Source organism: Desulfomicrobium apsheronum (assembly GCF_900114115.1).
GTDB classification, from domain to species: Bacteria; Desulfobacterota; Desulfovibrionia; order Desulfovibrionales; family Desulfomicrobiaceae; genus Desulfomicrobium; species Desulfomicrobium apsheronum.
The window spans coordinates 255,811-268,725 of record NZ_FORX01000002.1 but is presented as its reverse complement, the minus strand read 5'-3'; the positions used below and the strand labels follow the sequence as shown (position 1 = coordinate 268,725).

Sequence of the window (12,915 nt, the reverse complement as noted above, 5' to 3'; positions counted from 1 at the left end):
AGACGATAAATTAACAGATTATATACAGAAAGGAGATACTCAATGAGTGCGCAAGACGTGCGTGATACTTCCCCCGACGAACTCCTCATCCATGAAGAAGAGCCCCAGGGTCCGACTCAGTCCGGCAAGACCATGATCATCAAACTGCTCATTGCCCTTGGCATCGGCATCTTGATCATGTTGCTGCCCAGGCCTGAAAACCTTCCTGTCGAAGGTCATCGCCTAGCGGCCATCCTTCTGCCTGTTGTCTTCCTATGGGTTTCCGAAGCCATCCCCATCGGAATCACAGCCCTACTGGCCACGGCGGCCATGATCGCCTTCAAGGTCACAAAGACCTCCGACGCCTGGGCTCCATATGCCAATCAGGCCGTCATGTTCGTCATGATGATCATCATGTTTGGAGTGGTCCTGAACGAGGTGGGTCTGGCCAAGCGCCTCTTGTTCCTCATCCTCAAGGTCGCAGGGACCAACGTCAAGAAGTTGAGTTTCTTTGTCGCCGTCAGCAGCACCATTCTGTCTTCGATATTTCATGATGCGACCATCACCATCATCATGCTCTTCGCCATTCTGCCCATCTTTGCAGCCATGGGCATCACCCCGAAGAAGAGTAACAACCTCAGCAAATTCTTCATTATCCTGATCCCGCTGTCCGCATCCGCCGGCGGTTTCGGCACTCTGCTCGGCGGCGGTCGATGCCCTCTGGCTGTTGACATCACCTCCAAGTATGTCCTGGAAACCACCGGCGTGTCCTTGAACATCGGGTTTGTGAAGTACATGATAATCAACTTCCCCCTGTGTCTCTTCACAGCCGTCGCCACTTGGGCGATCTGCTACCTGATCTTCAGGCCCAAAGAAGTGTCCCTGCCTGCCGAAGCCAAGATCGAGGAAATGCCCAAGATGAGCACCGCTGAAATCGGCGTCACCCTGGTTTTTGGTGCAGCTTTTGTGCTCTGGTTCCTGGGCGACCTGACCGGCCTGCACCTGACGGTCGTCGCGGCTCTGGCCCTGGCCGGTTTTTGTGCACCCGGATGGGTTTCTTTCAAGACCATCTGCGACAAGTTCCCCTGGGAATCATGGATCGTCTTCGGCTCTGGCGTCTCCCTTGGAGCAGCCATGCTCAAGTCCGGCCTGGGACAGTATCTGGCCGAATCCATGCTCCCAATGCTGCAGGGCCACAATGTCTTCGTCACCTATTACGGAATGGGGATGTTCGGTTCCTTTCTCTCCAGTATGATGAGCAACTCGGCCGCCGTAGCGCTGAGCCTGCCCATCACCCTGCCTATGGCAGGCTTGATGAACATGAGCGTTGAAGCGGTGGGCATGCTTTCCCCCATCAGTACCTCCTTCATCATGCTCGTCATCGGATGCCCTCCAACTATCATTGCTTACAGCACCGGCTATTTCAATCAGGTGGAATTCTGCAAGGTGGCCATCCCCTGGTGCCTGACCTTGATGGCAATTGCCGTGGGCGGCATGCTGATCTACTGGCCAATGATCGGATTTGGGCAATAGATCTTGTATGTACAGAAAATACTATCTTGGTAATTAGCTGTATATCTATGAACAACGAACTGTTAAAAAGCGATACCCAATGAATCACAAAAGACCGTTCACCAGACAATCTGCTCTGCGGACGGAATAAGGAGGTCGTATTAATGGACAATTTACCAAGACTGCTCCTCGTTGATGACGAAGACCGTTTTCGCGAGACACTGGCCAAACGATTGACGGAAACCGGATACGAGGTCAGTGGTGCCGCCAGCGGCATGGAAGCACTGGATATGCTGGACAACAACAAATTCGATGTTGCCATTCTCGACATCCAGATGCCGGGATTGAGCGGCATCGAAACCCTGGCTGAGATACGTGCCAAACACCTTGGAGTAGAAGTGATCATGCTCACCGGCCACGGTGATGTATCCTCGGCTGTGGAAGGCATGCGCCTGGGAGCCTATGACTACCTCATGAAGCCGCACGAATACGAATATCTCGTGGTCAAGATCCAGGAGGCCTACAAGGTCAAAAAGGATCGTGACGAGCGACTGCGCAAGGCCGAGGAAAAAGCACTGCTGGACAAGTTGCAGAAGCGCTGGACATAATAATTCCCAGACATGACCCCGCTCGGGATCACAACTTTTCTACGCTTCATCAGAGGAAAGACGACAAGGGGGGACCACGTCCCCCCTTGCATATATGAAGCGTGCCTGTTTTCATCGTTTGAATGAACACTTCGAAACACTAAACCGTAAAACAATGTTTATGCTGTCAACTTAAAACCTTCTTGCACGCATGATTCATTTTGACGCAAAGCATTGTAGCATTTCAGGCCTCTCAATGGGAATTGCTTGAAAAGCTGAGATTGTTCCTGTATTCACAATTCATTGACATATGCGAAATATCTAAGGCTTGCCTGTCCACTGCGAGCTAACTTCCACGAGGAGGAACTGATGGATTTATTACCAAAATTGCTTCTGGTTGACGATGAAGAGCGGTTTCGCGACACCTTGGCCAAACGCTTGAAAGAGACCGGCTACGAAGTGAGCGGCGCTTCCAGCGGCATGGAAGCGCTGGACAAGTTGGCTGCAGAAAAATTCGACATCGTCGTTCTCGACATCCAGATGCCCGGTCTCAGCGGCATTGAAACACTCTCCGAGATCCGCAGCAAGCATGTCGGGATCGAGGTGATCATGCTCACGGGCCACGGAGATGTATCATCTGCTGTAGAGGGGATGCGCCTTGGTGCATATGATTACCTCATGAAACCCTGCGAATACGAGTATCTCGTTGTCAAGATTCAGGAAGCCTTCAAAGTCAAGTGGAAGCGTGACGAACGCCTGCGCAAGGCAGAAGAACGCGAACTTCTGGACAAGATGGAAAAAAACATCCGGTTCTAAGCTTGTTCGACAACACATTGAATGACGTCACTGCAAAAAGTCGTCATCCCCTTTGAAAAATGGATTCCCGCCTTCGCGGGAATGACACTCATGTTATTTCGCGACTTTTTGCATTGGCGTCTTAAATACCGCCCCCCCAAAATACTCCTGATCTTGGGGTAGCGGCGCTAAAGAACAATTGCCCGGCCCGGATCACCCGTGCACCTGCCCTTCGGCACACTGCACAATTCGACACACAGGATCTTCCTACTCCGAGACGACGCAGCGCCTCACGCGAAGCCCTCTGATTCACGTTTCGCTGCGATACTGTCCCGGCCGACCTCCACCAAGGAGCGTCCATGCTTGTCCAACGTCTCCAGCAGCACCGCAATCGCCTGAGCCGGACGATTATTTTCGCATCGGTCATTCCCGTAATTTTGGCGACTGCAGGCGCTTTCATAATGGCACTGGTCGGCATTGACCTCGAATGCCGGCGGGTTGCATCGGAAGAAATCCTTCTTCACGCCCAGACCTACGCCCGGTCAATTCATTTCAGGCTTGAATCCGCACTGTCCACCCTGGACGCGTTCGCAATGGTTCAAGACTTAAAAAACCAGGACGCCCTGGCCTCCTTCTTTACCAGAATGAAAACGACTCACGAGTGGCTGGACGGCGTGACCGTCTTGGACGAACAGGGCAAAACCCTCGCGTCTTTCGGGTCTCCCGGCCAGGTACCGGCAAGCGTCTGGCCAGCCTTTTTTCAAAACACCGGACATCGCCCCGCCCCTATTATCACTGATGTCCAGAAAGCCTCGGATGGTACGCCGCGTTTTTTCATGATCGCCAAGGCAGGTGGAATCGAATCCCGGCAGATCATATGTCTCTCGGCCAATGCGCATGCGTTCAGTTCCCTGTTGGACAGAGTCCGTCTCGGGCGCACGGGCGAGGTATTTCTGGTCAATCAAGATGGAACGCTGCAGACCAGATCGATCATGCACAGAGGGATACTGGACACGACAGATGGGCAACTCGCCCAAAACAGGGAGCAATCCCCGGGCACGCATATTCGGGAGTGGAACGGATCACGCATGTGGTTCGCCGTCACGCATATTGAATCCAATCCGTCCTGGCGTCTTATCGCTCAACGCGAAGAGGGGGAAATCCTCCAGACCCGTAAAAAATGGATGGAACGATTTGCTGCCTTGGGCACGGTTTGCTTGATCTCCCTCGCCGGAGTTGCCTTCTTCGCTGCTGGAAGAATCCGACGCATTCAGGCAGAAATGGAGGAGGAACAGGCGAGCCTGGCCGATCATTGCCTTCAAGCCCAGAAGCTTGATGCCATCAGCCAGCTCGGCGTCGGCATCGCCCATGAGGTCAACAACCCTTTGGCCATCATCGGCGAAGAAGCCGGATGGATGCAGGACGTCCTCAAGAATGACGCCCTGAAGGATGCGCCCGGCACGAACGATCTGCGTGAATCGCTTCGTCAGATCGCCATGCAGATCGGTCGGTGCCGGGAAATCACCCACAAGCTTCTCAGCTTCGGAGGCAAGGCAGACGGCATCATCACAGACGTGGACATTAACATCATTATCAAGGATATTGTTGCGTTACGACGACGCGAGTACTCCCAACGAAACATCGAAATAGTGGATCTTCCGGCCCAGGATCTGCCGGTTGTACACACGGAATCCACCCTGCTGCGCCATCTGCTGCTCAACCTGATCAACAACTCAATGGACGCCATGTCTGAAGGAGGCCGTATCACCATTGCGACAGGCAAGAGCGAAGACGGCGGCGTGATCATAACGGTGCAGGACGAGGGTTTCGGCATCCCGGAAGAAAACCTGGCCAGAATATTCGAACCATTCTTCACCACCAAGCCTCCCGGTAAAGGCGCGGGTCTCGGACTGTCCATCTGCCATGGCATCATGCAGCGAATCGGAGGAGAGATTTTCGTAAAGAGCGAACCCGGCAAAGGAACTACCGTCACCATCGAACTTCCCCTCGCTCCACACTGCAAAGATTCATGACGGAAAGCACCGCCACCTTTTCACGAACATGCACGTCGCTCCCCTGTCAATGATGTGCGTCGTGGGAGGTTCGGTGCAATGGGCGAGGGCTGCTGAAACCGGAAGTGCCTGGGGTTGACGGAAGAAAGCGTTCAAAGACAGACGTCAATTACTGCTGAAAAAGTCCCATATCAGAGGGTATACGAACGCCAGAACGATGATGAAGACCACGCTGGCGGGCCAAAACCACCAGATCTTGATAAATGCGGGATCCCAGGTGTTTTTTCCCCTGGGCAGATTGTGCAACGGCTTTTGACTGGCCCAAAGCAGTTCCGCATCGCTTTTTTCCTCAGGCTCCCCTCCGCAGGGATATTCGCCGCTTTCCCGGTGATGAGTATTGGACATACATCCTCCAGCTTGATTTGTTTAGTGCTGATACACTCCCCGCTGCCGGGTATCAACCTTGCGTACAAACGAAGCGGGGGCCTCAAGGGCCCCCGCTGGATCATGGAATTTACCCAAGAATCAACCGGTAAAACCGATTAACGGCCAGTAAACCATCATACTGAGAACGCAGACGAGCAACAGGGCGATACACCATGGTACGGCGACCTTCATGAATTGAACCTGACTGAAATAGCCCGTGCTGTAGGCTATGATCGTGGGAGGACAACCAATGACCAGCATGATGAAGGACGTGGTCATGGGCGCAAGCATGGCCACGGTCTGTGGAGCCATGTTCATCATCTCCGCCATAGGCAGGGTGATGGGCAGCATCAGGGCCACGGCTGCCGAGTTGCTCATCATGCTCGACAGGAAGGACCCAAAAAAGCCCATGCCGAAATACACGACGAACTGATTCTGTCCGTCCAGAAGGGGGAGCAGCACTTCGGCCAGATAACGTCCAGCGCCGCTGTCCAGCATGGCCACGCCGAGGGACACGCCGGCTCCGAAGACAATCCAGGATTCCCATGGAAATTTGTCGCAGATGGTTCTGAAGCTGATCCAACCGGGTGTGCAAAAGCCCAAAATGGCCAGAGCCGCCGGAACACTGTAATGCCAACCGGTCAGATCCCCGGCAAACCAGAGAACAAATGTGATGATAAAAATAATCAGCACGCCGCGCTCAGCGGAACTCATGGGACCGGGGTCAGGCAGGTTGACACCCGTAAGCTCCTTCTCTTTGGGACGCATCAGCATCCACAGAATGGCCCATGTCGCCACAGCCGTGATAATGCAGATAGGAAACTGGATGATGATGTACTCCAAAAATCCGATCTTGAGCTGCCCGCCACTGAATTTCTGCAAGATTTCCATCGCAAGCGGATTTCTACCACCGCCGAGCAAGGTGCCGAACCCCCCGGCCGAGGCAGCCAGGGGTATGAGGAGCATAAAAAACATGGGCAAACGATGCCCCTCGCCTGGTCTTAAACCCATGCTCATGAATACCGGCACAAAGGCGAAAACCATAATAACCGTAATGGTTGCGTCGTGAAAAACCGAAGACGTGATGGTACATCCAAGTGCCAGTATGAGACTCAGGCGTTTGACCTTGGTCCCGGCGAACCTGAGCAGATAGTACATGATCCGGCTGGCCAGTCCGACCTCATTCAGGACCACACCGAACATGATGATCATGAGCACAAACATGACTGCGGGGCTGGCAAACGGGGCCCACGCTTTGGCCGCATTGGTGATATTCAGCAATATCAGGGCAGCACCGGCAAACAGGGCGGTTGTTCCAATAGGTACGGCCTCACTGACCCAAAGAAAGACCACGGTGACCAGCAATGCCAGCAGACGGTGTCCCTCGGGCGTCAGATTCTCCGGGGTTGGCAACAACATGATCAGCAATCCCAGAACCAGGGCAGTAGCCCCCTTTGCAAGTATAATCTTGAGAGGTTGTGGTGCTTTATCCTCTAATTCAGCCATATAATTCCTCCTCGCAGAAAAACATATCCTGTTTACTCGGGACTCATCTGGCAAACTTCAGTAATCCTTCTCGACACTTCTCGGTATACGTCAGAAAAAGCGAGAATCCCCGAAACCGTGTCGCCATCAACAACAAACAAAGAGTCATGACGACCCGAGAGAAAGTGATGGAAAGCAGCATCCAGGGAGTCTTCGGCCTTGATACGAGTACTTTCCGAAGGAACGCGCATGAATTCCTTCACCTTGAAAGTTATGGCTGACAGACACAGGTCGTCGAAGGGTTTTACCCAAAGCCGAGCCTTCTGCCTCATGGTTTCAACAACATAATTGACGTCCTTGAAGCGAAGTCCGCTGGAATCGATCATTTTGAGGTAGCCAGGTTCCAAGCCTTGGATAACATCCATGGGCGATACTTTTCCTATAATCCTGCCCCGATCACCCTCCACCAGCAAAGTGAACTGTTTGGTCCGACCGGCTGAAAAGTCAGCCCGAGCCTTGTCCAAAGCGGCTACGGCTTCCCCGAACGTCGCATCCTGAGAAATGCGGGGAAACTCAACCAATGGCTTCATCAAGTCCCGGACGATTGTTTCTGTGACCATCGATATCCCTCCTTAAAAATCTTGGGGTATGTCTCTCACTTATTATTTTCGAGAAGCCATTTTTTATTAAATCATTTGTGAAAAATGTGTCAACACGTTTTAAATCAAAATGAACGACATATTGAAACATTATGAAACGAAACAAAACGAAACACATTTTGGCCTGACAATGTCTCCCTGCCAAGATTTTTTCAGATTTCCGGTAAAAGCAACCGGAACGCCAAGAAGTCCGTCGAGGACCAGCCGCAACGGACACCTTAAGAGAATGGATTTGGTGAGGCTCTTTCGCTTATTTCTCGGCCGGGACTTGGGGTTCCTGGTCCACCATTTTCATGGCATTGTGAGACGAGGATGCGCGGATAGTGCGCACATGAGAATACCCAAGTGCTGAGAACTTTCCTGCTTTCCAGGCATTACCCTTGAACGCAGGGACGAGAGAAGAGAGAAAGAATAAAGCGAATAGTGCGACCTGGAACATCGATTGAAGAGAGGTATCATGAATCGAAGTTCTTATGGTGCTGTCAAGAAAAATAAATATAACGAGAATCGCAGCCCAAAGAGCGGCGAAACGCCACAATCTGTTGAATAAGAGCCAGACGATACAGCCCATGCTGGAAAAGAACACTCCCAGGATCAGTGCAGGCCATGAAAAGCCGGCCTTGACCGCCACGCGAGCCATGGAGGGATGTTCAAACACCTGAAATTTGTTCATTTTTGACTTCATAACATGCTCATCCTGTGAAAAAGATGCGCCCAATACCGAAAAGCCTTAAAAGAATACTCCGACGCAACGAGTACAGGCAATTCTCCGCAGCAGCAAAAACACACGGAGGATCAGGACTCACCGTGACTTGACGCAGTCCATCCAACACAACGCTCAAAAATATCCCCGGGTTTCAAAAGCCCCGCCTTCCAGCGATCCAGAGCCCATTCCATGGGACCGATGACGTTATCGGTGATCTTAACCTTCTTCCAAGCCAGGAATTGATGGTGCTCTTCCTCGATACCGCCACAGATGACTGCGTCAATCCCGCTTTCGAGAATGAGGTGACAGAGTTTTTCGGCCGAATTCTGCGCCAGAATCAGCGTCCTGACGGAATCCGCGTCATCACGGGACATGACGACCTCAAGAGCCAGATCAAATCGGGGAGCCACCTGTCCGTCCTGAACCACCACAAGCACCTGCCTGCCACGTTCATCTTTCATCATTTCAGGAATCCAGTCCGTGGTCCTTTATCTTTCTCCAGAGTGTGCTTCTGCCCCAGCCAAGAATTTCAGCAGCTTTTGCTCGTTTGCCCTTGGCTTGGGCCAGCGCCTTGAGAATCATCTTCTTCTCCATATCCCTCCAGGTCATTTCGATGGATTTGTCCGACGCGGAAATATTGAGAGGGGCGACAGATGGCACCCCCCAAGGCAAGGTTTCCGGTGGATGGGCCGGATTTCCCTCGCGAACATAAAGCGGAAGATGTGCTGGAAGTACCTTATTTCCCTGACACACGTTCGTCGCATACTCAACAATGTTTCGCAACTCTCTGACATTTCCAGGATATCGAAAATCCATGAGGATCCGCAACGCCTCGTCGGAGTAGCCATCGATATTCTTTCTGAACAGCTGGGAAAAAGAACGCAAGAAATGATCCAGAAGGAGAAGAATGTCCCCCTCCCGCTCCCGCAAAGGGGAAAGATTGAGACGGATGACGTTAAGGCGAAAAAACAAATCGCTGCGAAACGTGTTCTGCTGGACCATCTGCTCCAGATTCCTCAATGTGGCAGCGATAATTCTGACATTGACCTTGACACCCTCCGAACAACCCAGTGGGTAGACCACCTTGTCATCAAGGAACGACAGCAGTTTTGTTTGAAGATTGTAGTTGAGGTCTCCGACCTCGGCAAGGAACAAGGTTCCGTTGTCGGCCTGCCTGACCCACCCGGTTTTGCTCTCCGTGGCCCCCGTGAAGGCGCCCCTGACGTGACCGAACAACTCCGACTCAAGTAGGGCGTCCGGCAAGGCTCCGCAGTTTATCTTGACGAAGGGACCCCGGGCACGTTCTGAAGACCGATGAACCGCTTCGGCCACAAGATCCTTGCCTGTGCCGGTCTCGCCCGTGATCAGCACAGAAGAGTCCGACTGGCTGATCAAGGGCAGCATGTGAAAGACCTTCTGGATTTCAGGGCTGTTGCCGACGAGATGACCGAACCGTTCATGGTGGACACGTTCCCAGTCCCAAGATAGATTGACACGAAGATCCTCTATGATCTCCAGATAGCCATGGTGTTCGCCGTTCAGAGAATACACAGGCGAAAGGGTGATCCGAACGGGTATCTTGACACGGTCCTTGGAGATGATGTCTCCGGTATGACACCTCTTTTGTCCGGAATCCGGCGATGACAATGCGGGGCAGCGGTGATTACAAACGGAATTGCGGGTGATATGAGCACAACGAACACCACGGGCCTCCTCGCGCAAAAAACCCGTCAGAACCTCGAATGCATTGTTTACGGCCACCACTCTGCGGTCCCGATCAAGCACAATGACACCATTAGACATCATATCGAGAATCTGCTGAAAATCAATTGGATCTTTGAACAGTCCTTGTACAATCAGCCTTGGCTCACTGCAGTCCATGTTTTTCCTTCATTTCAGTCAACAAAAAAAATCCTCGCCAATTCAAGAGAAGACCGGCTTCGAAATGTGCGGTGCCCGATTCACTCCGGAAGTCAAACCCCGCAGAGTGATATCCATCCTGTCCCCAACCGGGCTTTCATCCACCGCTTCAATGGCACTTTCCTTGTGATTGTCAACGAGAACAAGTCGACCGGAAAGGATCATGGTGGAATCATTGGCCCGGCCGAGGCTCACGCTGTGTGCGCCAGCCAGGAGTCGACGTCATGAGACAACAGGAACCGAATCAGCCGGGCCCTACAAAAAAAGCCGACCCAACGATGAAATTCCGCTTTTTCAAGCGCCTGCTGGCCAGCAACAACCTCATCCTCGAAGAAATGGCCGGCCTGGAACGTCTTGTCTACGAAGGCCGGCCTTTCACCCGTGAAGACTCGCTACAGACCATTCAGAGCCTTATCGAACAAGGATGTTCCCTGGTCGAAGACCTGAACGCGCTGACAGGAGGCCAGCACCACGTTCTCTTCCGAAGCCTTCAAGACCTCGCCCGGGATGCCTTGCAGGCTATCCTGCGCGAGCGGACATTCGACGGCCAGGATCTCGTCCTGCCACTCGATGCAATCTCTCTTGAAAACCTGGACGAAGTGGGCGGCAAGGCCGCGAACCTCGGCGAGCTCCGCAACCGTGTCGGCTTGCCCACGCCGTTGGGCTTCGCCGTCACGGCTTCGGCAGCAGCCCTTTTCCTTGGGCATACCGGGCTTCTCGAAACCTTCCGGCACCAACTTGCCGGAATCGACATCACGGACATAGGCGCCCTGGAGCGGATCTGCGCCAAAGCCAGCGAAAAAATCATGATCGCGCCCCTGCCCCCCGACCTGGACAAGGCACTGCAGGAGCAGGCTCGTGGCATGGTGTCCCGGTTCGGCCCCGACGTGCGTCTGGCCGTGCGTTCATCTGCTGTCTGCGAGGATTCCGATGCTTCTTTCGCCGGCCAGCACGCGACCGTTCTTGGCGCCACCCCCTTCGCCCTCCCGCGGGCTTGGAGCGCCGTGGTGGCCAGCGCCTTCACCGCCCGGGCCGTTTTCTATCGTCGTTCCAAGGGCTATTCGGAACAGGACGTGATGATGAGCGTCCTGGTCCTGAACATGGTCCAGGCCAAGGCCAGCGGCGTGCTCTACACCATTGATCCAAACTCCGCCCACAGCGACGATGTGCTTCTCTCCGCCGCCTGGGGACTCGGAGTGAGCGTCGTCGACGGATCCTCGCATGTTGACTTCTGGCGCATCCGGCGCTCGGACCGGACAGCCATCACCGCCGAGACCGGAGACAAAGCCTCGGCCTTCACCATTCTGCCCCAAGGCGGTATCGTCTCAAGGCCCGTGCCCGACGAAGACCGGAAACGATCCTGTCTGTCGGACGATCAGGTCCGGACTCTGGTCGAATACGGCCTGCGACTCGAAGCGCACTACGGCATGCCCCAGGACGTGGAGTGGTCCCTCGACCACGAAGACCGACTCTTCGTCCTGCAGTCCAGGCCGCTGATGCGTGCCGAAGGAACCGACCGGGCCGAATGCTGCGAATTCGTGCCCGGTCGGACCCCGCTCCTGTGCGGCGGCCAGCCGGCGGCCCTTGGGATGGCTTCGGGCATGGTCTATTCCGTACAGTCCGACCACGCTCTCGATGACATACCCAAAGGCGCAATCCTGGTGGCAAGACAGACATCGCCAGCCTACGTGGCCGCCATGGGCAAAGTCGCCGGCATCATCACGGACATCGGCAGCACCACGGGACACATGGCTTCCGTGGCTCGCGAATTCGGCATCCCGACGCTCGTGGACGTGGGACGAGCCACCCATCTTCTTGCCCACGGCACGGAAATCACTCTCGACGCCACCAACGGGGTGGTCTACGCAGGCCGGGTCCAGGAAATCCTCTCGGAACGCAGACCCGTCAACCTCATGAAGGGAAGTCCCGTCTACAAGGCCCTGCAGGAGGCGCTGAAGTTCATCATTCCTCTGAATCTGGTCGACCCGCTGATGCCGAACTTCACACCAAAAGGATGCCAGACCCTGCACGACATCATCCGCTTCTGTCATGAAGTGGCCATGCACGAGATGTTCCGACTTTCGGACGAACTCCCGCACGCGCAGAGCGCTGCCCATGAACTGCGCACCGGATTGCCCTTCAAGATTTTTCTGTACGATCTGGGCGATGGCGTCGTGCCGGGCGATAGCGACATCACCGTCAGCGAAGAAGAACTCCTCTGCGAGCCCCTGAAGGCGCTCCTGGCCGGAATGATGCATCCCGAAGTGACCGGCGCCCAGACCGCCGCCATCCCGGAGGCTGCGAGTTACGCCGTCGTATCAAAAAGTTACGTGAATTTCAGCGGGCGACTCGGCAACCACTTCGCCACAGTGGACGCCTATGTCGGGCCGGTTATCAACGACAACTACATCACCTTCTCCTTCAAAGGCGGCGCCGCAGAATACACGTACCGCGTCCGTCGCGCCACGCTTCTGGCCGGCATACTGCGTCGACTCGGGTTCCGCGTCAGCCAGACCGGCGACGCGCTCAAGGCTGAAATCCGCAAATATGACGAAAGCCGCTTTCTGGACCGACTGACCACCCTTGGACGACTGCTCGCATCAATCCGCAGCCTCGATCTGTCCCTTAACGACGACGAGGAGGTCGCCCGGATGGTCGATGAATTCTTCAAGGGCGGTCACTCCTTCCTCCGATCCTGAACACATCCCATCCCGCCCCCGGCGGAATTGGCTGTCCGCGACCGTTGCGGGCCGGGCTTCTTTTGTGTCAGAAGAAAAGGAAATTGACCGAACGTTCCCTGCAATCGGAATATAGCCACCGGGAACACCCGGCAT

Annotated in this window: 11 protein-coding genes; 6 read left to right on the top strand and 5 right to left on the bottom strand. The window is 54.4% G+C overall.

Translation table 11 applies throughout. The features are described 5' to 3' along the window. Nucleotides 1-42 precede the first annotated feature (42 nt). The 5 genes from BMZ40_RS03345 (at nucleotide 43) to BMZ40_RS19085 (ending at nucleotide 5,431) form a co-directional block, all read left to right on the top strand. On the top strand, nucleotides 43-1,512 hold the full coding sequence (locus BMZ40_RS03345; protein WP_092372711.1) for an SLC13 family permease: 1,470 nt from the start codon (nucleotides 43-45) through the stop codon (nucleotides 1,510-1,512). A gap of 143 nt (nucleotides 1,513-1,655) precedes the next feature. Continuing rightward, nucleotides 1,656-2,099 carry a response regulator gene (locus BMZ40_RS03340; RefSeq protein WP_092372710.1) on the top strand — a complete coding sequence of 148 codons (444 nt, stop codon included), beginning with the start codon at nucleotides 1,656-1,658 and terminating at the stop codon, nucleotides 2,097-2,099. A gap of 348 nt (nucleotides 2,100-2,447) precedes the next feature. Further along, entirely contained in the window at nucleotides 2,448-2,894 is a 447-nt protein-coding gene (locus BMZ40_RS03335; protein ID WP_092372709.1) for a response regulator, read from the top strand. 338 nt (nucleotides 2,895-3,232) lie between these two features. Beyond that, nucleotides 3,233-4,906, top strand: a complete 1,674-nt coding sequence (locus BMZ40_RS03330) for a sensor histidine kinase (protein ID WP_092372708.1) — start codon at nucleotides 3,233-3,235, stop codon at nucleotides 4,904-4,906. Nucleotides 4,907-5,020: 114 nt separating this feature from the next. Next, complete coding sequence (locus BMZ40_RS19085; RefSeq protein WP_143075523.1) at nucleotides 5,021-5,431, top strand: hypothetical protein; 411 nt, start codon at nucleotides 5,021-5,023, stop codon at nucleotides 5,429-5,431. Here the strand turns inward: BMZ40_RS19085 and BMZ40_RS03320 are convergent. The 5 genes from BMZ40_RS03320 to BMZ40_RS03300 all read right to left on the bottom strand — a co-directional run bounded on the left by BMZ40_RS03320 (nucleotide 5,411) and on the right by BMZ40_RS03300 (nucleotide 10,042). Beyond that, nucleotides 5,411-6,817 carry an SLC13 family permease gene (locus tag BMZ40_RS03320; RefSeq protein WP_092372706.1) on the bottom strand — a complete coding sequence of 469 codons (1,407 nt, stop codon included), beginning with the start codon at nucleotides 6,815-6,817 and terminating at the stop codon, nucleotides 5,411-5,413. The two genes, BMZ40_RS19085 and BMZ40_RS03320, sit on opposite strands and share 21 nt — an antisense overlap. 32 nt (nucleotides 6,818-6,849) lie before the next feature. Further along, nucleotides 6,850-7,416, bottom strand: a complete 567-nt coding sequence (locus tag BMZ40_RS03315; RefSeq protein ID WP_092372705.1) for a CBS domain-containing protein — start codon at nucleotides 7,414-7,416, stop codon at nucleotides 6,850-6,852. Nucleotides 7,417-7,705: 289 nt separating this feature from the next. Then, nucleotides 7,706-8,128, bottom strand: a complete 423-nt coding sequence (locus BMZ40_RS03310) for a hypothetical protein (RefSeq protein ID WP_143075522.1) — start codon at nucleotides 8,126-8,128, stop codon at nucleotides 7,706-7,708. 122 nt (nucleotides 8,129-8,250) lie between these two features. Then, the gene (locus BMZ40_RS03305) at nucleotides 8,251-8,625 is read right to left on the bottom strand and encodes a NifB/NifX family molybdenum-iron cluster-binding protein (protein ID WP_218143737.1); all 375 of its coding nucleotides are present in this window, start codon (nucleotides 8,623-8,625) and stop codon (nucleotides 8,251-8,253) included. 1 nt (nucleotide 8,626) lies between these two features. Further along, a complete protein-coding gene (locus BMZ40_RS03300; protein ID WP_092372703.1) occupies nucleotides 8,627-10,042 on the bottom strand; it encodes a sigma-54 interaction domain-containing protein in 1,416 nt (471 codons plus the stop codon). Nucleotides 10,043-10,305: 263 nt separating this feature from the next. Between BMZ40_RS03300 and BMZ40_RS03295 the strand changes: the two genes are divergently transcribed. Next, entirely contained in the window at nucleotides 10,306-12,780 is a 2,475-nt protein-coding gene (locus BMZ40_RS03295) for a PEP/pyruvate-binding domain-containing protein (RefSeq protein WP_092372702.1), read from the top strand. The last annotated feature ends 135 nt before the right edge of the window (nucleotides 12,781-12,915 follow it).